Here is a 20,073-nt window from a genome sequence, read left to right as displayed (position 1 = left end):
TTACGCCTCGGCCAGCCGTGCCGCCGGCTTGCGGAACACGAACAGCAGGCCGACCACGATCAGCCCCATGCCCAACAGGCTCAACGGCGCCAGGCGGTTGCCGAAGATCAGCAAGTCCATCACCGCGGTCACTGCCGGCACCAGATAGAACAGGCTGGTGACATTGACCAGGTTGCCCTTGGCGATCAGCCGATACAGCAGCAGGGTAGCCAACAGCGACACCACCAACCCCATCCACAGCAGCGCGCCGACGAAGCCGCCGGTCCACTCCACGTGCAGCGGTTGCAGCGGCGCGAACACGGCGCACATGGCGAAGCCGGCGATGTACTGCAACGGCAGCGTTCCCATCGGGTTGTCGGTGATGCGCTTCTGCAGGATCGAGCCGAAGGTCATGCTGGCCAGCGCCAGCAGGGCGAACAGCATGCCGAGCAGCGACACTCCGCCGAGGTTGATGCCTTGGTAGACCACCATCACCAGCCCGCCAAGCCCCAGGCCCAGGCCGAACAAACGGCTCCAGGAACGCTGGCGCTCCATCAGGACCACGGTGAGTATCGGTTGCACCCCCATTACCGTAGCCATCACGCCAGGGGTGACGTGGGTGTTGAGCGCCAGCAGGTAGAAGATCTGGTAGGCGCCAAGCAACACGCAGCCGGTGCCCAGGGCACGCAGGATCGCCCCCCGTGTACGCGGCCAGCGCAGGCCCAGCATCGGGCCGATCAGCAACAGGCCGGTCAGGGCTAGCGCCGAACGCAGCAGCAGGAAGGCGAAGGGGCTGGCATGGGCCAGGCCGAGTTTGGAAACGATCGCGCCACTGCTCCAGAGCAGGACGAACAGGCTGGTGGTGGCCGCCGAAGCCACGGATGCTTTGTTGAAGACAGACATGTATTGCCACCTGATATGAGGCGAATAAGCCAGACGGCGGGCGTGAACTTCAGCGAGGGAAGGTGCCGACCGTGGTCAGTAGGTTGCGGGTGCGAAGGGATGCGGCCAGAAGCCGATCAGCCCAGCACGACCACGCAAGGAGGCGGAGCTACGCCGCCTACGACGCCACTGACAGGTGGTGGTGGATAGTGACTGATCATGGCCGGCTGCTGGCTGCCACGCACGACCATGCCCGCGACTGGCGCGATGGCAAAGCATGTGGTGGAAGGGATGGCTGGCATGATCGGGTCGGTCTTCGGAGAAAAGAAGTGTTTCGGAATATAGCGGTGAATTCAGTGTTGGGCAATAGCCTGGCCTCTTCGCGGGCTTCCCCGCAAAGAGGCCGGTCCTGCTATCAGAACAACCAGCGATACAGGAAGTAAGCCACCACCACCGCCAGCACCGGCCGCAGGATGCGGTAGGCCTTTGGGTTGGCACGCTTGAACTGCTTCATGCGGGTGCTGATCTTGTTGCTGAAGCGCTTGCTCCAGGCGTACGCCTGGTTGATCCCGCCCACACGCTCGTCATCAGTGTTCTGCGGCGCGGTGGCGCGGCCAAGGAAGGCACTGACCTTGCGGTTGATACGGGTCATCAGCGGGCTGCTCAACGGGCGTTCGATGTCGCAGAAGAGGATCACCCGGGTCACATCGGTTTCGTTCTTGACCCAGTGCACGTAGGTCTCGTCGAACATCACGTCCTCACCGTCACGCCAGGCGTATTCCTCGCCATCGACGTAAATGCGGCAGGCGTCGGAGTTGGGGGTCGACAGGCCCAGGTGATAGCGCAGCGAACCGGCAAACGGGTCACGGTGCGGGTTCAGGTGGCTGCCACCTGGGAGCAGGGCGAACATCGCACCCTTCACATTGGGAATGCTGCTGACCAGCTCGACGGTTTTCGGGCACAGAGCTTCGGCAGACGGCAGCGGCTTGTCATACCACTTCAGGTAGAAGCGCTTCCAGCCTTTCTTGAAGAATGAACCGAAGCCGGCGTCGTTGTCCTTTTCGGCGGCACGAATGTACCCCTCGTCGAACAGGCGCATTGCCTCCTCGCGGATCACCTGCCAGTTGTCCTTGAGCACGTCCAGTTCAGGGAAGCGCTGGCGGTCCAGGTAAGGCTTGGAGGGCACGCCGGAGAACAGGTACATCAGGCTGTTATAAGGAGCGAACAGCGCCGAATGGTTGACGAACTGGCGCAGTACCGGCAAGCGTGCCTTGCCGCGCAGGTGCACGTACAGCACGCTGCCGAAGAACACCAGCAGGACACCGGCCTTGGCGAGGAAGGAAAAGGTCATGCAACACTCCTTGGAGTGGAAGCAGGCCAGCGCTGCCTGCTCCCAGAAAAATCATCCGGCCATCATAAACCCATCCCGCCCCGGTAAAAACAACCAGGGCAGGATCTCACTCATGAAGATTTTGCAATAAACCAGGCCGCCGAATGTTGCGCCGGATCAGCGGCCGGGCGGATTACTGCTGGTTTTCCTGCTCACTGAACAGGTCGCTGAACAGCATGCTGGACAGATAACGCTCGCCCGAGTCGGGCAGAATTACGACGATGGTCTTACCCTGCATCTCTGGTTTTTCGGCCAGGCGCACGGCAGCGGCCATGGCTGCACCACAGGAAATACCGCAGAGAATGCCCTCTTCCTGCATCAGGCGAATGGCCATGGCCTTGGACTCTTCGTCGGTCACGGTCTCGACCTGGTCGACGATCGACAGGTCAAGGTTTTTCGGCACGAAACCGGCGCCAATGCCCTGGATCTTGTGCGGGCTGGGCTTGAGTTCTTCACCGGCCAGGGTCTGGCTGATCAGCGGCGAGGCCACTGGTTCGACCGCCACCGACAGGATCGACTTGCCCTGAGTGTGCTTGATGTAGCGCGACACGCCGGTAATGGTGCCGCCGGTACCAACACCTGCAACCAGCACATCGACCGCGCCGTCGGTGTCGTTCCAGATTTCAGGCCCGGTGGTCTTCTCGTGGATCGCCGGGTTGGCCGGGTTCTCGAACTGGCCTGGCAGGAAGTACCGGGCGGGGTCGGAGGCGACGATTTCGTTGGCCTTCTCGATGGCGCCTTTCATGCCCTTGGCTGGCTCGGTCAGCACCAGCTCTGCGCCCAGCGCCTTGAGCACCTTGCGGCGCTCCAGGCTCATCGAGGCCGGCATGGTCAGGATCAGCTTGTAGCCACGGGCGGCGGCAACGAACGCCAGGCCGATACCGGTGTTGCCCGACGTCGGCTCGACGATGGTCATGCCCGGTTTGAGTTTGCCGCTGCTCTCGGCGTCCCAGACCATGTTCGCGCCGATCCGGCACTTGACCGAGTAGCCCGGGTTGCGCCCTTCGATCTTGGCCAAAATGGTCACCCCACGCGGGGCGATGCGGTTGATCTGCACCAGCGGCGTGTTGCCGATGGAATGGGCGTTGTCTGCGTAGATACGGCTCATGGCAGGGTCCTTGAACATGAGAAACAGCAGGGAAAGACTTAAAGGGTAAGCCCGCCCCGATGGCCAGTAAAGCCTGTTCGAACTCCCGGGCTCTGCCTGCGGTCAACCGTGCAACCCGCTGCGGAGAGCCTTGCGATGAAAGCTCGTTATCGCTGGCCGCTGCTCGGCCTGGCCAGCCTGGTCGTGCTGCTGGTGGCCTTGCAGCTGGCCCTGCCCTACCTGGTACGAGATTACCTGAACGACAAGCTTGCCCACATGGGCGAGTACCGCGGCCAGGTGGCCGACGTCGACCTGGCCTGGTGGCGCGGCGCCTACCAGATCAACGGCCTGAAGATCGTCAAGACCACCGGCAAGGTACCGGTGCCGTTGCTGGATGCGCCGCTGATCGACCTGTCGGTGAGCTGGCATTCGCTGATCTACGACAAGGCCGTGGTGGCCAAGGTGACTTTCCAGCGTCCCGAGCTCAACTTCGTCGACGGCGGCAGCAAGCAGGCCTCGCAGACTGGCCGGGGGACCGACTGGCGCCAGCAGCTGGAAAAACTGCTGCCGATCACCCTCAACGAAGTGCAGATCGAAAAAGGCACGCTGACCTTTCGCAACTTCAACTCCAAGCCCCCGGTCGACCTCAAGGCCACGCAGCTCGATGCCAGCATCCGCAACCTGACCAACGTGCGCGACGAAAAGGGCCGACGCGATGCCAGTTTCGAAGGTACCGCGCTGATTGCAGGCGATGCCAAGGTCGAAAGCCGCGCCACCTTCGACCCGTTCAGTGATTTCGACGATTTCGAGTTCCGCTTGCGCGCCACCGGCATCGAACTGCGCAAGCTCAATGACTTCGCCAGCGCATACGGAAAATTCGACTTCAACGCCGGGCATGGCGATGTGGTGATCGAGGCTCAGGCCGAAGACGGCCGCCTGCATGGCTACATCAAGCCGTTGCTGCGTGATGTGGATGTGTTCGACTGGCAGCAGGATGTGCAGGAAAAGGACAAAGGCTTCTTTCGCTCAGTTTGGGAAGCGGTAGTGGGGGCCACCGAAACCGTGTTGAAGAACCAGCCGAAAAACCAGTTCGCCACCCGCGTCGAGCTCAGCGGCAGCGTACACAAGCAGAACATCAGTGCCTTCGAGGCGTTTTTGCAGATCCTGCGCAACGGCTTCATCCAGGCGTTCAACGCACGCTATGAACAGCCTGCACCCAAGTCTGACTGAATCTTTGTGACGGGCCATTCAGGGACTGAATACCCGGTCTGCGTTTCCAGCTGCGGAGGCCCGCGTTATAGTCGTTGGCAAACTACAGGCACCCCGCAGAGGACAGACCCATGAAGTTCGAAGGCACCCGCGACTACGTCGCCACAGACGACCTGAAGCTGGCGGTCAACGCGGCCATCACCCTCGAACGCCCGCTGCTGGTCAAGGGCGAACCCGGCACTGGCAAGACCATGCTCGCCGAGCAGCTCGCGGCCTCGTTCGGCGCACGCCTGATCACCTGGCACATCAAGTCCACCACCAAGGCCCACCAAGGCCTCTACGAGTACGACGCGGTCAGCCGCCTGCGCGACTCGCAGCTGGGCGTGGACAAGGTCCACGACGTGCGCAACTACCTGAAGAAAGGCAAGCTGTGGGAGGCCTTCGAGGCCGACGAACGGGTAATCCTGCTGATCGACGAGATCGACAAGGCCGACATCGAGTTCCCCAACGACCTGCTGCAGGAACTCGACAAGATGGAGTTCTATGTCTACGAAATCGACGAGACCATCAAGGCCAGGCAGCGCCCGATCATCATCATCACCTCCAACAACGAAAAGGAGCTGCCCGACGCCTTCCTGCGCCGCTGCTTCTTCCACTACATCGCCTTCCCCGACCGCGGCACCCTTCAGCAGATCGTCGATGTGCACTACCCGAACATCAGCCAGTCGCTGGTGAGCGAGGCACTGGATGTGTTCTTCGACGTGCGCAAGGTACCGGGCCTGAAGAAAAAGCCGTCCACCTCCGAGCTGGTCGACTGGCTCAAGCTGCTGATGGCCGACAACATCGGCGAAGCCGTGCTGCGCGAACGCGACCCGACCAAGGCCATCCCGCCATTGGCTGGCGCCCTGGTGAAGAACGAGCAGGACGTGCAACTGCTCGAACGCCTGGCCTTCATGAGCCGGCGCGGCAACCGCTGACAGGAGCCGGGCCATGCTGCTCAACCTGTTCAATGAAATGCGCGCGGCCAAGGTGCCGGTATCGGTGCGCGAACTGCTCGACCTGCACCACGCCCTGCAAAAAGGCGTGGTGTTCGCCGACATGGACGCCTTCTACTACCTGGCCCGCGCCATCCTGGTTAAGGACGAGCGCCATTTCGACAAGTTCGACCGTGCGTTCGCCGCCTACTTCAAGGGCCTGGAAAACCTCGACCGGCACATCGAGGCGCTGATCCCCGATGAATGGCTACGCAAGGAATTCGAGCGCTCGCTTACCGACGAGGAGCGCGCGCAGATCCAGTCGCTGGGTGGCCTGGACAAACTCATCGAGGAATTCAAGAAGCGCCTCGAAGAGCAGAAGGAACGCCACGCCGGTGGCAACAAGTGGATCGGCACCGGCGGCACCAGCCCGTTCGGCTCGGGCGGCTTCAACCCCGAAGGCATCCGTGTCGGCGAGGCCGGCAAGCGCCAGGGCAAGGCGGTAAAGGTCTGGGACCAGCGCGAATACAAGAACCTCGACGACCAGGTCGAACTGGGCACGCGCAACATCAAGCTGGCCCTGCGCCGGCTGCGCAAGTTCGCCCGCGAAGGCGCCGCCGAAGAGCTGGACATCGACGGCACCATCGACCACACCGCGCGGGATGCCGGCCTGCTGAACATTCAGATGCGCCCGGAGCGGCGCAACACAGTGAAGCTGCTGTTGCTATTCGACATCGGCGGCTCGATGGACGCCCACGTCAAGGTCTGCGAAGAGCTGTTCTCGGCCTGCAAGACCGAGTTCAAGCACCTGGAGTACTACTACTTCCACAACTTCGTGTACGAGTCGGTGTGGAAGAACAACCTGCGCCGCACCTCGGAGCGCTTCTCCACCTTTGACCTGTTGCACAAGTACGGGGATGACTACAAGGTGGTGTTCGTCGGGGATGCGGCCATGGCGCCGTACGAGATCACCCAGCCGGGGGGCAGCGTCGAGCACTGGAACGAAGAGGCCGGGTATGTGTGGATGCAGCGCTTCATGGAGAAATTCAGGAAGATCATCTGGATCAACCCGTATCCCAAGCAGGCCTGGGATTACACGGCGTCGACCCACCTGGTGCGGGATCTGATCGAGGACAAGATGTATCCGCTGACCTTGCAGGGACTGGAAGAAGGCATGCGTTACCTGTCCAAGTGATTTCGCCTGTACCGGCCCTTTCGCGGGGCAAGCCCACTCCCACAGGGATTGTGATTTGCCAGAGCTGTCAGTAATCCTGTGGGAGCGGGCTCACCCCGCGAAAGGGCCGGTAGCCTTACAACCAACGGCTCAAGTATGCCTGCTGCTCCCGCCAGGCTTCTCCCTGCACTACGGCCCTGAACCGCACGACCGCACCCGGCATGCACTGCGCCAATTGCGCCAACGCCAACGGCGTCAACGCCCCCAGCCGAGGATAGCCGCCAATGGTCTGCCGGTCATTGAGCAGCACGATCGGTTGCCCGTCCGGCGGCACCTGCACCGCCCCCAGCGGGATCCCTTCGGAAATCATCGGCGCGCCTTGATAGACCAGCTCCGGCCCCAGCAAGCGAATACCCATGCGGTCAGCCCGGCTGTCCAGTGTCCAGTCACGGTTGAACGCTTCAAACAGGCTGGTCCCGCTGAAATCGCCAATCTGCGCGCCCATCACCAGGTCGAGCACGGGCTTGGCCACATAGTTTGGACACAGGTTCGCCGGCACCTCACGCAAAGCCGGCGAATCCCCGGCAAACGTGAGCGTTTGCCCTTTGCCAAGCGCTGAACCGCGCCCATCGATACCCCCCAGTTCCTCGCGCACGACCGTGGCACAGCTGCCCAGCACATCCTCACCGACAAACCCGCCCGGCGCTGCCAGATAGGCCCGCACACCGTGCTTTGGCTGCTTCAGGGTCAAGCGCTGCCCTTTGGCCAGCGTGAAGCTGCGCCATGGCAGCAGTGGCTGATCATCCACCCGTGCCTCCAGGTCAGCCCCGGCCAGCGCCAGCACGCAATCCTGCTCGGCAACCACGCTGAAACCACCCAGCGCCACTTCTACCACCGGCGCCCCCAGCGGGTTACCCAGCAGCCAGTTGGCCCAATGCATCGCTACCCAATCCAGCGCCCCGCCCTGTGTCACGCCCAGATGACGTACACCAAAGCGCCCGGCATCCTGCAACTGGCACAGAGCCGTACTGGCCTCGATCTTCAACTGCTTCATCCTTGCGCCTCCACATCGCCGCCCAAGGCCAGGAATTCGTCACGCGACACCGCCACGAAACGCACCCGATCACCCGGCTGCAGCAGGCTGTAGCCCTCGCGTTCGCGGTCGAACAGGCGCACCGGGGTGCGCCCGATCAGGTTCCAGCCTCCCGGCGACACTGCGGGGTAAGCCGCCGTCTGACGTTCGGCGATACCTACGCTGCCAGCTGCCACACGCTTGCGTGGGGTGCTCAGGCGCGGGCTGGCAAGGCGTTCGTCGACCAGCCCCATGAAGCCGAAACCGGGGGCAAAACCAAGGGCAAACACCGGGTACTCACGTTCACTGTGCAGACGGATCACCTCGGCTTCGCTCAGCCCGTTGCGGGCTGCGAGCGCGGGCAGCTCCGGGCCGACGCTGGCGTCGTACCACACCGGGATTTCATGGCGCCGGCCACCGCTGCCGGTGTCCGGCTGCAAGCCATGCAGCGCCTGAGTGATCAACGCCCTCGCCTCACACGGCGGCAGATCGAACTGCACCATCAGCGTGGTGTAGGACGGCACCAGATCTACCAAATGCAGGCCGAACGCCGCGCTCAGGCGCTGGCTGGCGGCAAGCATCCAAGGCATGTTGGCTTCATCGATACGGTCGAACAGGCGCACCATCAGGCTGTCGATCGCTACGACTTCGATACGCAGCTTCATCACGCCTCCAGCGCATCGAGGGCCTGGCGGATCTGCCGCACGGCTGCAACCGAGCTGTCGTTGTCGCCATGCACGCAGAGGGTGCTGGCAGCCAGATGCAAAGTGCTGCCGTCATCCGCCACCAGGCTTTCACCGCGGGCCAGGCGCAGGGCCTGTTCGACCACCAGTGCCGGGTCATGGTGCACCGCGCCCGGCAGGCGCCGCGAGACCAGGTGGCCGCTGGCGGTGTAAGCGCGGTCGGCGAAAGCTTCGAACCACAGCGGCACGCCGATTTCATCGCCCAGGGCCTGGGCCGCGCGGTTGTCGGCAGTGGCCATGAGCATCAGCGGCAGGCCATTGCCATAGACCGCCACGGCTTCCAGCACGGTGCGCAGCTTGAGCGGGTCGGCCATCATGTCGTTGTACAGCGCGCCGTGGGGCTTCACATAGGCCACGCGGCCGCCGAGCACCTTGCAGATGCCGTCCAGGGCACCGATCTGGTAATGCAGCAGGTCGCGGATTTCTTCAGGGCTGCAGGCCATGGAGCGGCGGCCGAAGCCGACCAGGTCCGGGTAGGCCGGGTGCGCGCCGATGGTCACGCCGTGCTCCAGCGCCATGGCCACGGTGCGGCGCATGATGCTCGGGTCGCCGGCGTGGTAGCCGCAGGCGATGTTGGCGCAGTCGATGTAGGGCATCACCTCGGCATCCAGGCCCATGCGCCAGCTGCCGTAACTCTCGCCCATGTCGCAATTGAGTAGCAGGGGTTTCACCTGACGTGCTCCCGTGTCGATGTTCATAGGCCTACCTTAGCGCGCCTGAAGTTGTTTGCCGCGTGTTTCCGGCAAGCTCAGCGCTGCCACGATCACCACGCCATAGGACACCGCAGAGAACACGCCGATGCCCAGGCCCAGGGGGATTTTCTCGCCGAGCAGGCCGATCAGCAGCGGGAACAAGGCTGCGATGACCTTGCCGATGTTGTAGCAGAAGCCCTGCCCCGAGCCACGTACCCGGGTCGGGAACAGTTCGGTCAGGAACGCGCCCATGCCGCTGAAGATGCCCGAGGCGAAGAACCCCAGCGGGAAGCCCAGCCACAGCATCACGCCGTCGCTGACTGGCATCTGCGTATACAGCAACACGATGATGAACGAACCCACGGCGAACAGGATGAAGTTCTTCTTGCGCCCTAGCAGGTCGGACAGGTACGCGCTGACCACATAACCGATGTAGGACCCGACGATCACCATGGCCAGGTAGCCGCCGGTGCCCAGCACACTCAGGCCGCGCTCGTTCTTGAGGAAGGTCGGCAGCCACGAGGTGATGGCGTAGTAGCCACCCAGCGCGCCGGTGGTCAACAGCGAGGCGCGTACGGTGGTCCAGAGCATGCCAGGGGCGAAGATCTCGTAGAAATGCGACGGCGCTTCGGCGGTTTCCACGGCCTTGGCCTGGCGATACACCTCTGGGTCCTTGACCAGGCGGCGGACGAAGATCACGAAGATCGCCGGCACCAGGCCCAGCAGGAACAGCGCGCGCCAGGCCTGTTCCGCTGGCAGCCAGGAGAACAGCAGCGCATACAGGATCGCCGTCAAGCCCCAGCCGATGGCCCAGCCCGACTGCACCATGCCCACCGCCTTGCCACGGTCCTGGGCCCGGATCACCTCGCCGATCAGCACTGCGCCAGCGGTCCACTCGCCGCCGAAACCGAAGCCCATCAAGGTGCGGGCGATCAGCAGCTGCTCATAGTTCTGGGCGAAACCGCAGAGGAATGTGAAGAAAGCGAACCACAGCACCGTCAGCTGCAGGGTGCGCACGCGGCCAATGCGGTCAGAGAGAATGCCAGCGACCCAGCCACCGACGGCCGAAGCGATCAGCGTGCTGGTGTGGATCAGTCCGGCTTCTGCGGTGCTGATGCCCCACAGCATGATCAGCGTCGGGATGACGAAGCTGAGCATCTGCGTGTCCATGCCGTCCAGGCCATAGCCGATCTTGCAGCTCCAGAATGTGCGCCGTTGCTGTTGGTCGATGTCGCGGTACCAGGCGAACGGCCCGGTCGAAGGGGGGGATTGCACCTGCTGCTGCACGCCGCTTGGGTTCATGCTTGCCTCGGCTTGTTGGTATTGTTCTATGGGCGACGTCGAGCGTCGCGGCCTGGGCGTCATGTTCAGAGGCCGTGCTGCCTGAGTCCAACGAGAAAAACCGCCGGTCTGGAACAAGAAAAACTGATCATGAACCTTCGCTTCCTCGAAACCTTTGTCTGGGTCGCCCGCCTCAAGAGCTTCCGCCTTACCGCCGAGAAGCTGTTCACCACCCAGGCATCGGTGTCCAGCCGCATTGCTGCACTGGAGGCCGACCTCGGGGTGAAACTGCTGCTGCGCGACTCCCGGGGTGTCAGCCTGACGCCGGAAGGCAGCAAGGTGCTGGAGTATGCCGAGCGCATGCTCGACACGGCCAAGGCCATGAAGCAGTCGCTGGACAGCGACCGGGCCAAGGTCGGGCGCATTCGCGTCGGGGTGATGGACACGGTGATCCACACCTGGATGAGCGCCCTGGTGGCAGAGCTGACCGAGCGTTACCCGCAGGTGGAGATCGAACTGGTCGCCGACACCGCGCTGAACCTGCGCGAGCAGCTGCAGAAGGGCTTTCTCGACGTGATACTGCAGACCGACCTGCTGCGCGAACAATCAATCCGCAGCCAGGACCTGGCGCGCTACCCGATGGGTTGGGTGGTGGCGGCAGGCTCGGTGTACCACCGCGACTTCGCCTCGCTGGCCGAGCTGGGCCGCGAGCGGATTGTCACCTTCTCGAAGAACTCACGGCCGCACCAGGAGGTGCTCAGCCTGCTGCAGGGTGCTGGGGCCGAAACGCCACGCCTGAACTGCGTGAACTCGGTGGCGGCGATTACCCGGTTGCTGCGTGATGGTTTCGGGGTTGGCGCCTTGCCGCCGGCCTTGGTGGATGCGGAGTTGGACCGGGGTGAGCTGGTGCTGCTGGAAGGCTTGCAGCCACCGCCGAGCCTGGAGCTGGTGGTGGCCTGGCAGACCGGGGTGGCGTTGGTGGATGAGGTGGTCGGCGTGTGCAGGCAGGTGCTGGAGCGGTATGCACGGGATGTGGGTGGGCAGCGGATTGTGTTGGTCTGAAAGTTTTACTTCGCCTGTGCCGGCCCTTTCGCGGGTAAACCCGCTTCCACAGGGATATCGCCGCCTTTGAGGCCTGTGCAGTCCCTGTGGGAGCGGGTTCACCCGCGAAGAGGCCGGTACAGGTAACAAAAATCAGCGCCAGCTCTCTTTCACCGCCTTGCGTCGCCCACCCAGGATCACCCAGCCAATCCCCAGCAACAGGCTCTCGACCACGAAAGCCAGCACAAACCCGGCCCCGACGCCCCAGCCAATCGCCTCGGGCACCAGCAGAATCTGGTAGCTGTAGCCCTTGAGCGTCTCTTCGCGCAGTTGCGGCTCCGGCTGCACCAACACATGCCAGGTCCGGCTCAGCCACGAGCCTTGCAGCGCCTGCCATTCGTCTTCCAGCAACTGATTGCGAATCAGCAGGCTCTCGATGCTGTTGGCGTCGCTGAGGAACACCGGGTCTTCACTGGTCCGATAATGCCGCACCAAGGCCTGCAGATCACCGTTGAAAAAGCGCTCGGCAGTCTGCTTGAACCCATCCAGCGCCTGGCGCGATTCGAACAGGTGCGCCTCGGCCCGCTGGCTGTAGTCCTTGACCAGCCCAGGCACCTGGATACCGGCCAGCAGGCCGAAAGTGAACAGCAGCAACCGCAGGTAACTTCTGAACATGCAGCGTCCTTAGCTCTGGCCTTGCACGACACACTCGCCGTGCCGCCACAGGCCCCATTGGCCGGGTTCGTAGCGCCGCCAGGTCTCGTTCTCGGTCAAGGCCTCGGTGGCGATCACCGTGACCACGTCATTGGGGGTGGTCTCGGTGTGAAAATCGACGATCAGGTCGACATCTTTCAAGCGTGCGGCACCAAACGGCGCACGCCGGGTAATGTGTACCAGCTTGGTCGAGCAGAAGCAGAACAGCCAGTCGCCGTCGCTGAGCAGGCAGTTGAACACGCCCTTGCCGCGATACTCGGCACAGGCTTCGACCAGCACCGGCAGCAGCTGTTCCACCTCGACCGGCTCGGGGAAGGCCGCGCGGATGCGGTTGAGCAGGTCGCAGAAGGCGGCCTCGCTGTCGGTGTCACCCACCGGGCGATAGAACGTCGCTTCGCCCTTGAATTCGCCAAGCTGGCCATTGTGCGCGAAGCACCAGTTGCGGCCCCACATTTCGCGGACGAACGGGTGGGTGTTGGACAGGCACACCCGGCCGACGTTGGCCTGGCGGATATGACCGATCACCACTTCGCTCTTGATCGGATACCGCTGCACCAGGTTGGCGACTTCCGACTCGCTGCTTGCGGCCGGGTCCTGGAACAGGCGCAGACCGCGCCCTTCGTAGAAGCCAATGCCCCAGCCGTCGCGGTGCGGGCCGGTACGCCCACCGCGCTGCATCAGGCCGGTGAAGCTGAAGACGATGTCGGTGGGGACGTTGGCACTCATGCCCAGCAGTTCGCACATGAAGGTGTCTCCGCTTACAGGCGCGGCTCGACCCGGCCGCGGCCACCGCTCGGTGCGGCAGGTGGCGGGTCGTCGCGGTAACGGTCATGGCGCTCGGCGGCCATTGGCGCGCCAGCAGTGACTGCAGTGTCCTCGGCGGCACGGCGCTGGGCGGCGGCTTCGGCCTGCGCGCGGCGCTCGCGGGCGCGTTTTTCCAGCGGCCAGCGGATCAGCACGAAGACGATGTACAAGGCGAAGGCAATCATGCCGTACATGGCGAAATCGGAGATCGCCCGCCAGGCGTTGTTGCCGACCTTGAACGCAAGGTCCAGGGCGGTAATGGCGATCGCCGGGGCGAAGCTGTCCTTGACCGGGTCGACGATGGTCGGGGTCAGCAGCAGCACCGCCAGGATCACCCGTAGCGGTTCACGCAGCCAGCGCCACATCCAGCCGGTGAGTTTGAAGCCCACCAGCAGGCAACCCAGGGCGGCAACAGCGTAGAGGCCCCAGGCGAAGGTGTAGTCGTTCTCGATCATGGTGTTCGTGCAAGCCAGGCAAAGAGATGCCTATGATAAACACTTTTCAGGGCGCAGACAGCGTCTCCCTGTCCCCGGTCAAGAGATCCCCGATGCCAACCAAGCCCCAGCCCCCCATTGCCCGCCAGGACGAGGCCGCCGATCCCTACGCCTGGCTGCAACAGCGCGACACCCCGCAAGTGCTCGATTACCTGCAGGCGGAAAACGCCTACCAGGAGGCCTGCCTGGCCGCTCAGGCCCCCTTGCGTGAGCAGTTGTTCGAAGAGATCAAGGGCCGCATCCTCGAAACCGACCTGTCGCTGCCCTCGCCCTGGGGCCCATACCTCTACTACACCCGCACCACCGCGGGCGACGAGTACCCACGCCACTACCGCTGCCCACGCCCGGCGGACGATTCCAACACGGTCGATGAAAGCCAGGAACAACTGCTGCTCGACCCCAACGCCCTGGCCAACGGCGGCTTTCTGTCGCTGGGCGCGTTCAGTGTCAGCCCCGACCACCGCCTGCTGGCCTACAGCCTCGATACCAGCGGCGACGAAATCTACAGTCTGTACGTCAAGGACCTGACCAGCGGCAACCTGACCGCCCTGCCCTTCGACGACTGCGACGGCAGCATGACCTGGGCAAACGACAGCCAGACGCTGTTCTTCGCCGAACTGGACGATACCCACCGCCCCTGGCGCCTGCGCCGCCACACCCTTGGCGAGGCCGACGCGACCACGGTGTTCGAAGAGGCCGACGGCCGTTTCTTCCTGCACTGTTACCGCACCAGCTCCGAGCGCCAGCTGGTGCTGCTGCTCAACAGCAAGACCACCAGCGAAGCCTGGGTGCTCGACGCCGCAACGCCACAAGCGGCATTCGCCTGCCTGGCACCACGGGTCGAGGGCCATGAGTACTTCCCCGACCACGGCCAGCTCGACGGCCAGTGGCGCTGGTTCATCCGTACCAATCAGGACGGTATCAACTTCGCCCTCTGTCATGCCCCGGTTATCCCGGTCCCCAGCCGCGACCAGTGGCAGGTGCTGGTACCGCACCGCGACGACATCATGCTCGAGGGCCTGAGCCTGAATGCCGAGGCGGTGACCCTGAGCCTGCGTGAAGGCGGCCTGCCGATCATCGAAGTACGCCCGCAGGGGCTGGCCCCCTACCGGGTCGAATTGCCCGATGCGGCCTACAGCCTGTACGTGCAGGACAGCATGGAGTTCGCCAGCCGCCGCGTGCGCCTGCGCTATGAGGCGCTCAACCGCCCGGCCCAGGTGCGCCAGCTGGAGCTGGCCACGGGCGCCCAGGACGTGCTCAAACAGACGCCGGTGCTCGGCCAGTTCGACGCCGACGACTACGTCAGCCAGCGCCTGTGGGCCACGGCGCCAGACGGCACCCAGGTGCCGATCAGCTTGGTGCGCCGCCGCGAAGACCAGGGCAAGACCGTGCCGCTGTACCTGTATGGCTACGGCGCCTACGGCGAAAGCCTCGACCCGTGGTTCTCCCACGCCCGCCTGAGCCTGCTGCAACGCGGTGTAGCCTTCGCCATCGCCCACGTACGCGGCGGCGGCGAACTGGGGGAAGCCTGGTACCGCGCCGGCAAGCAGGAACACAAGCACAACACCTTCAGTGACTTCATCGCCTGCGCCGAACACCTGATCGCCGAGGGTGTGACCGCGCCAGAGCGCCTGGCCATCAGCGGCGGCAGCGCCGGCGGCCTGCTGATGGGCGCGGTGCTCAACCTGCGCCCTGAACTGTTCCGCTGCGCCATCGCCGAAGTACCGTTCGTCGACGTGCTCAATACCATGCTCGACCCCGAACTGCCGTTGACCGTCACCGAGTACGACGAATGGGGCAACCCCGAGGAGCCCGAGGTGTACGCGCGCATCAAGGCCTATGCGCCCTACGAGAATGTCTGCGCCCAGGCCTACCCGGCCATGCTGGTGGTGGCCGGCTACAACGACAGCCGCGTGCAGTACTGGGAGGCGGCCAAGTGGGTAGCGCGCCTACGCACGCGCAAGACCGACGACAACCTGCTGCTGCTCAAGACCGAGATGGGCGCCGGGCATGGCGGGATGAGCGGGCGCTACCAGGGGCTGCGCGATGTGGCGCTGGAATATGCGTTCGTCTTCAATGAGCTGGGCGTGGTGTAAATCGCGTTTTCCGTTGTCATAGCATGCGCGCCATCTTTGATGGCGCACTTCAGCTCTCGGACAACACCCGCCAAGAAGAACAACACATGCCCGACCCGACCCACCTCAGCGCCGAAATCCGCGACATGCTCATGGACTGCGGCCTGTTCGACACCCTGCAGCTCGCCGACTTCCATACTGCCGCCGGCTACTTCAGCCTGGCCGCCATGGCTGAAGGCGAAACCATCTTCAACGAAGGCGATGCCGGCACTTTCATGTGCATCCTGCACCGGGGCGTGGTTTCCGTGCGCAAGGCCGACAGCAACGGCCATCCGGTGGAAATCGCCACCCTGCGCAGTGGCCGGGCCTTCGGCGAAATGGCCGTGCTCGACGGCGAGCGCCGCTCGGCCAGCTGCGTGGCCGCCAGCGACTGTCAGTTGCTGACACTGGGCAAGGACTCACTGGAAAAGATGCTCAACGAAGCTCCACGCATCGCCTCACGGATCATTCGGGCGCTGGCTGTGGCACTGTCGAAGCGCCTGCGCATGCAGGATGGCCAGCGCCTGTCGCTCTAGTCATCCTGCGCAGGCGGTTTCGCCGGTTCCTGGCGCAGGCCGGGCAAGTCCTGATCCTTCGGCGGCCCCGGTACCGGCATCGGCGGCAGCAGCGGCGCACCCGGCGTGCTGTCGTAGGCCTTGGGCGGCGTGCTCGGGGTGATCTGCGGGTAAGGCGTGGGCGTCGGCGTGCCCGGCGCACCAGGCACCGGGGTGTTCAGCCGGGGTGGCGTGCCTGCCGCTTCGGCCAGGGGCATGGCGGCAGCAAGCAGCGCGGCGAGGATCGCGTGGAACATCAGCAACCTCCTGTCGGGAACCTCTCTACAGGCTACGCCGATATTCGAGTTTTCGCCTGTCCGCCTGCCCTGCAAGCGCGCTAGACTCAATGGCATAACCGTCATCTGCCTGATCAGAACAAAGGAAACACCATGAGTTCGGCTTCCACCTCCGCCGCCACCGCCCGCCTCGATCGCATCCTCGCCGACGCCAAGCGCGACAAGGAGATGGGCTACCGCGACAAGGCCCTGAAAATGTACCCGCACGTGTGTGGCCGCTGCGCCCGCGAGTTCGCCGGCAAGCGCCTGAGCGAGCTGACCGTGCACCACCGCGATCACAACCACGACAACAACCCGCAGGACGGCTCCAACTGGGAGCTGCTGTGCCTGTACTGCCACGACAATGAGCACTCGCGCTACACCGACCAGCAGTACTTCAGCGAAGGCTCGACCAGCTCCCCGAGCATCGCCAAGGCCACCCACAACCCGTTCGCCGGGCTGGCGGGCATGCTCAAGAAAGACTGATCGTCGCGACTCCTGCCTGCAAATCCCCGCCGTTGCCGGCAAGCCCGTATAATCGCGCTCTTTTTTTCGCGAAGGGCCCCGGCACGTGGCAAACAAACGGTACAGCTGCATCGGCCTGTTCAACCCCAAGTCTGCGGAGAACGTCGGTTCGGTGATGCGCGCAGCGGGTTGCTACGGCGTCAACTCGGTGTTCTACACCGGCAAGCGCTATGAACGCGCGCGTGACTTCGTCACCGACACCAAGCGGGTGCATTACGACATTCCGCTGATCGGCATCGACGACCTGCAACGCATCATTCCCCTGGGTTGCACGCCAGTGGCGGTGGAGCTGGTGGAAGGCGCACGGCCGCTGCCTGAATACACCCACCCGGACCGGGCGATCTATATATTCGGGCCTGAGGATGGCTCGTTGAGCGAGGAAGTGCGGGCCTGGTGTGAAGAGACCATCTACATCCCCACCGAAGGCTGCATGAACCTGGCGGCGACGGTGAATGTGGTGCTGTATGACCGCATGGCCAAGGGGCTGAATACCCGTTCGGGCCCCAAATTCAAATAAAAGACAAATAAAAAAAGCCGCCCATGCAGTAAAACTGCAAGGGCGGCCAGGTGCTGAGCTCCGTCAGAACAGCACCGGTCTTGCTCAGGTCACGAAGCGTTGATCCAGATGGTCTTCAGCTCCGTGTACTGGTCATGGGCCCAGATGGACTTGTCGCGCCCACCAAAGCCAGACTCCTTGTAGCCACCGAACGGCGTGGTCACATCACCCTCGCCGAAGCAGTTGACCGTCACCACGCCCGCACGGATTTCACGCGACAGGCGCAGCGCATTGCGCAGGCTGCCGGTGTAGGCCGAGGCAGCCAGCCCGTAGACGGTGTCGTTGGCCAGCTCGATCGCCTCGTCAATGGTCTCGAAGCTGGTCACGCTCAGCACCGGGCCAAAGATTTCCTCGACGAACAGCTTGTTGTCGCGGCCAACGTTGTCGACGATGGTCGGCTGCACGAACACGCCTTCCTCGGTCTCGCCACCCTGAACGATGCTGAGTTTCTGCTCGGCAGCGTATTCCAGGTACGACTTCACCTTTTCGAAGTGCGACTTGCTGACCATCGCGCCCAGGCGGTTGTCCGGATCAAGCGGGTCGCCCAGTTTCCAGTCCTTCAGGTGCTTGGCGATCAGGCCCAGCAGTTCGTCCTTGACGTCCTTGTGGACGATCAGGCGCGAGGACGCCGAGCAGTTCTCACCCATGTTCCAGAACGCACCGGCGGTGACGAACTGGGCCACTTCGTCGAGGTCTTCGCAGTCGTTCATGACCACGGCCGGGTTCTTGCCACCCAGCTCCAGGACGATGCGCTTGAGGTTGGACTCGGAGGCGTATTTCAGGAACAGGCGGCCGGTATCGGTCGAGCCGGTGAAGCTGACCATCGGGATGTCCATGTGGCGGCCAATGGCTTCGCCCACTTCACGGCCACCGCCAGGCACCAGGTTGAACACGCCAGCAGGAATGCCCGCCTCATGGGCCAGTTCCGCCACGCGCAGGGCGCTGAGGGTGGTTTCCTTGGCCGGTTTGACCACGATCGAGCAACCGGCGGCCAGCGACGGGGCGATCTTCCAAGCCAGCATCAGCAGCGGGAAGTTCCACGGCAGCACCAGGCCGACCACGCCGATGGCTTCGCGCACGACCATGGTCACGGCGGCGTTGCCGGTCGGGGCGGTGGCGTCGTAGATCTTGTCGATCAGCTCGGCGTGCCAGCGAATGGTGTGGATGGTTTCCGGTACGTCGACGGTCTGGCACTCGCTGACCGGCTTGCCGCTGTCCAGCGCTTCCAGTACCGCCAGCTCATGGGCGTTGTCTTCCAGCAGCTGGGCGAACTTCTGCAGCACGTGCTTGCGGTCGTTCGGCTGCATCTTCGACCAGGTGCCTTCTTCGAACACACGCTTGGCTGCTGCCACGGCAACGTTGACGTCGTTGACGTCGCAGGCGGCGACTTCAGCCAGCTGCTTGCCGGTGGCTGGGTTGGTGGTGACGAAGGTGCGACCGGAGATGGCATCACGGAATTCACCGTCGATGAACGCCTTGGTGCGCAGCTGCAGGTCGGCGGCGATGGCCGCGTATTGTTCCTTGCTCAGCAATTCAGCCATTTTTCCAGCCTCCTTATTTGATCTGGGCGATGGTGGCCTTCAGTTCGGTGACCACGCGCTTGAGTTCGGCCTTCTCGGCGTCATCCAGGTCGTACAGCGGCTTGCGCACGCCGCCAGTCTTCAGACCGTTCAGGGCAACGCCGTTCTTGATCGCCTGGACGAACTTGCCACCTTCGAGGAAGTCCATCAGCGGCATCATGGCGGCCATGATCTTGCGGCCTTTGTCGAAGTTCTTCTCGATCACGCAGGCCTCGTACAGGGCCACGTGCTCGCGCGGGATGAAGTTGGAACCGGCGCAGACCCAGCTCTTGGCGCCCCAGGCGAAGAATTCCAGGGCCTGGTCGTCCCAGCCGCACGACAGCTGGATGTTCGGGCGCTGGATGGCCAGACGGTGCAACTGGGCCATGTCACCGGAGCTTTCCTTGATGGCGACGATGTTCTTCACGTCGGCCACGGCGTCAAAGAACTCTTCTCCCATGCTCACGCTCATGCGGCCTGGGTAGTTGTAGAGCATGATCGGCAGGCCGGCGGCGGCGTCGACGGCTTTGACGTGCAGGGCGATTTCCTGCTGGGTCGGCAGCGCGTACGGCGGGGTGCCGACCAGCAGCGCGTCTGCCTTGATTTCCTTGGCGTGCTGGGCAAAGGCCACGGCGTCTTCGGTACGGATGCCACCGGTGCCGACGATCAGTGGCAGGCGGCCGTTGAGCACGTCCTTGGCCTGGGCGGCCAGCTCGATGCGCTCCTGGGTGGTGTGGGCGTAGTACTCGCCGGTGGAGCCGCCGATGATGACGCCGTGGATCTTCGACTCGACCAGGTATTCGAGCACTTCGGCGAACGCCGCCTTGTCGATCGAGCCGTCCGCAGCCAGCGGAGTGATTGCCGGGGTGTAGATGCCTTCGAATTTCACGGTAGGTTCTCCAGTGCGTTGATCAGTGTTGTAAAGACCACGACGGATCGACGCCGTGGCGGGTT

Annotated in this window: 22 protein-coding genes; 8 read left to right on the top strand and 14 right to left on the bottom strand. The window is 63.7% G+C overall.

Annotated elements, in window-relative coordinates; all coding sequences use genetic code 11:
- The 4 genes from ACLEJU_RS03740 to cysK all read right to left on the bottom strand — a co-directional run bounded on the left by ACLEJU_RS03740 (position 1) and on the right by cysK (position 3,359).
- A complete protein-coding gene (locus tag ACLEJU_RS03740) occupies positions 1–882 on the bottom strand; it encodes a DMT family transporter (protein WP_435423251.1) in 882 nt (293 codons plus the stop codon).
- Positions 883–998: 116 nt separating this feature from the next.
- Entirely contained in the window at positions 999–1,163 is a 165-nt protein-coding gene (locus ACLEJU_RS03735) for a hypothetical protein (RefSeq protein WP_240349685.1), read from the bottom strand.
- A 113-nt stretch (positions 1,164–1,276) separates the two neighbouring features.
- Positions 1,277–2,212 (bottom strand): aspartyl/asparaginyl beta-hydroxylase domain-containing protein, encoded by a 936-nt coding sequence (locus ACLEJU_RS03730; RefSeq protein WP_110637045.1) that lies wholly within the window; start codon positions 2,210–2,212, stop codon positions 1,277–1,279.
- A gap of 172 nt (positions 2,213–2,384) precedes the next feature.
- Positions 2,385–3,359 (bottom strand): cysteine synthase A, encoded by a 975-nt coding sequence (gene cysK, locus ACLEJU_RS03725; RefSeq protein ID WP_435423252.1) that lies wholly within the window; start codon positions 3,357–3,359, stop codon positions 2,385–2,387.
- Positions 3,360–3,494: 135 nt separating this feature from the next.
- Between cysK and ACLEJU_RS03720 the strand changes: the two genes are divergently transcribed.
- From ACLEJU_RS03720 to ACLEJU_RS03710, 3 genes are all read left to right on the top strand, one after another.
- Positions 3,495–4,568, top strand: coding sequence for a DUF748 domain-containing protein (locus ACLEJU_RS03720; protein ID WP_435423253.1), 1,074 nt, complete (start codon positions 3,495–3,497; stop codon positions 4,566–4,568).
- Positions 4,569–4,678: 110 nt separating this feature from the next.
- Positions 4,679–5,524, top strand: coding sequence for an AAA family ATPase (locus tag ACLEJU_RS03715; protein ID WP_159411655.1), 846 nt, complete (start codon positions 4,679–4,681; stop codon positions 5,522–5,524).
- A 13-nt stretch (positions 5,525–5,537) separates the two neighbouring features.
- A complete protein-coding gene (locus ACLEJU_RS03710) occupies positions 5,538–6,716 on the top strand; it encodes a vWA domain-containing protein (RefSeq protein WP_159411656.1) in 1,179 nt (392 codons plus the stop codon).
- Between the two features lie 115 nt (positions 6,717–6,831).
- On the opposite strand, the gene ACLEJU_RS03705 is transcribed toward ACLEJU_RS03710, so the two are convergent.
- Genes ACLEJU_RS03705 through ACLEJU_RS03690 form a run of 4 tightly spaced genes read right to left on the bottom strand, consistent with a single transcriptional unit; the run spans position 6,832 to position 10,504 of the window.
- Positions 6,832–7,749, bottom strand: coding sequence for a biotin-dependent carboxyltransferase family protein (locus ACLEJU_RS03705; protein WP_435423254.1), 918 nt, complete (start codon positions 7,747–7,749; stop codon positions 6,832–6,834).
- Positions 7,746–8,432, bottom strand: coding sequence for a 5-oxoprolinase subunit PxpB (pxpB, locus tag ACLEJU_RS03700; protein ID WP_435423255.1), 687 nt, complete (start codon positions 8,430–8,432; stop codon positions 7,746–7,748). The genes ACLEJU_RS03705 and pxpB overlap by 4 nt, the downstream gene beginning before the upstream one ends.
- On the bottom strand, positions 8,432–9,208 hold the full coding sequence (locus ACLEJU_RS03695) for a 5-oxoprolinase subunit PxpA (RefSeq protein WP_435423256.1): 777 nt from the start codon (positions 9,206–9,208) through the stop codon (positions 8,432–8,434). The genes pxpB and ACLEJU_RS03695 overlap by 1 nt, the downstream gene beginning before the upstream one ends.
- A gap of 9 nt (positions 9,209–9,217) precedes the next feature.
- Positions 9,218–10,504: an MFS transporter gene (locus ACLEJU_RS03690; RefSeq protein ID WP_435423257.1), complete on the bottom strand. Its 1,287-nt coding sequence runs from the start codon at positions 10,502–10,504 to the stop codon at positions 9,218–9,220.
- Positions 10,505–10,633: 129 nt separating this feature from the next.
- On the opposite strand from ACLEJU_RS03690, the gene ACLEJU_RS03685 reads away from it, so the two are divergent.
- Positions 10,634–11,545: a LysR family transcriptional regulator gene (locus ACLEJU_RS03685; protein ID WP_435423258.1), complete on the top strand. Its 912-nt coding sequence runs from the start codon at positions 10,634–10,636 to the stop codon at positions 11,543–11,545.
- A gap of 132 nt (positions 11,546–11,677) precedes the next feature.
- Here the strand turns inward: ACLEJU_RS03685 and ACLEJU_RS03680 are convergent, their stop codons facing one another.
- The 3 genes from ACLEJU_RS03680 to ACLEJU_RS03670 are packed head-to-tail and all read right to left on the bottom strand — an operon-like array spanning position 11,678 to position 13,497.
- The gene (locus tag ACLEJU_RS03680; RefSeq protein ID WP_435423259.1) at positions 11,678–12,199 is read right to left on the bottom strand and encodes a DUF2937 family protein; all 522 of its coding nucleotides are present in this window, start codon (positions 12,197–12,199) and stop codon (positions 11,678–11,680) included.
- Between the two features lie 9 nt (positions 12,200–12,208).
- Entirely contained in the window at positions 12,209–12,982 is a 774-nt protein-coding gene (locus tag ACLEJU_RS03675; RefSeq protein WP_435423260.1) for a class II glutamine amidotransferase, read from the bottom strand.
- A 14-nt stretch (positions 12,983–12,996) separates the two neighbouring features.
- Positions 12,997–13,497 carry an MFS transporter gene (locus ACLEJU_RS03670; protein ID WP_110637076.1) on the bottom strand — a complete coding sequence of 167 codons (501 nt, stop codon included), beginning with the start codon at positions 13,495–13,497 and terminating at the stop codon, positions 12,997–12,999.
- 92 nt (positions 13,498–13,589) lie between these two features.
- Between ACLEJU_RS03670 and ACLEJU_RS03665 the strand changes: the two genes are divergently transcribed.
- A complete protein-coding gene (locus tag ACLEJU_RS03665; RefSeq protein ID WP_435423261.1) occupies positions 13,590–15,632 on the top strand; it encodes a S9 family peptidase in 2,043 nt (680 codons plus the stop codon).
- An 86-nt stretch (positions 15,633–15,718) separates the two neighbouring features.
- A complete protein-coding gene (locus ACLEJU_RS03660) occupies positions 15,719–16,186 on the top strand; it encodes a cyclic nucleotide-binding domain-containing protein (RefSeq protein WP_435423262.1) in 468 nt (155 codons plus the stop codon).
- Here the strand turns inward: ACLEJU_RS03660 and ACLEJU_RS03655 are convergent.
- Positions 16,183–16,461: a hypothetical protein gene (locus tag ACLEJU_RS03655; RefSeq protein WP_435423263.1), complete on the bottom strand. Its 279-nt coding sequence runs from the start codon at positions 16,459–16,461 to the stop codon at positions 16,183–16,185. The two genes, ACLEJU_RS03660 and ACLEJU_RS03655, sit on opposite strands and share 4 nt — an antisense overlap.
- 132 nt (positions 16,462–16,593) lie before the next feature.
- On the opposite strand from ACLEJU_RS03655, the gene ACLEJU_RS03650 reads away from it, so the two are divergent.
- Both ACLEJU_RS03650 and ACLEJU_RS03645 read left to right on the top strand, forming a co-directional pair.
- A complete protein-coding gene (locus ACLEJU_RS03650) occupies positions 16,594–16,965 on the top strand; it encodes a YajD family HNH nuclease (protein ID WP_435423264.1) in 372 nt (123 codons plus the stop codon).
- A gap of 85 nt (positions 16,966–17,050) precedes the next feature.
- On the top strand, positions 17,051–17,521 hold the full coding sequence (locus ACLEJU_RS03645) for an RNA methyltransferase (RefSeq protein WP_435423265.1): 471 nt from the start codon (positions 17,051–17,053) through the stop codon (positions 17,519–17,521).
- Positions 17,522–17,610: 89 nt separating this feature from the next.
- On the opposite strand, the gene ACLEJU_RS03640 is transcribed toward ACLEJU_RS03645, so the two are convergent.
- Both ACLEJU_RS03640 and ACLEJU_RS03635 read right to left on the bottom strand, forming a co-directional pair.
- The gene (locus tag ACLEJU_RS03640; RefSeq protein WP_435423266.1) at positions 17,611–19,101 is read right to left on the bottom strand and encodes an aldehyde dehydrogenase; all 1,491 of its coding nucleotides are present in this window, start codon (positions 19,099–19,101) and stop codon (positions 17,611–17,613) included.
- 13 nt (positions 19,102–19,114) lie between these two features.
- Complete coding sequence (locus ACLEJU_RS03635; protein WP_198753546.1) at positions 19,115–20,008, bottom strand: dihydrodipicolinate synthase family protein; 894 nt, start codon at positions 20,006–20,008, stop codon at positions 19,115–19,117.
- Between the last annotated feature and the right edge of the window lie 65 nt (positions 20,009–20,073).

Source organism: Pseudomonas sp. SMN11, assembly GCF_052041945.1.
In the GTDB taxonomy this organism is placed as follows: domain Bacteria; phylum Pseudomonadota; class Gammaproteobacteria; order Pseudomonadales; family Pseudomonadaceae; genus Aquipseudomonas.
Note: the sequence above shows the minus strand (reverse complement) of the source record. Positions and strands in the feature narration are given on the sequence as shown.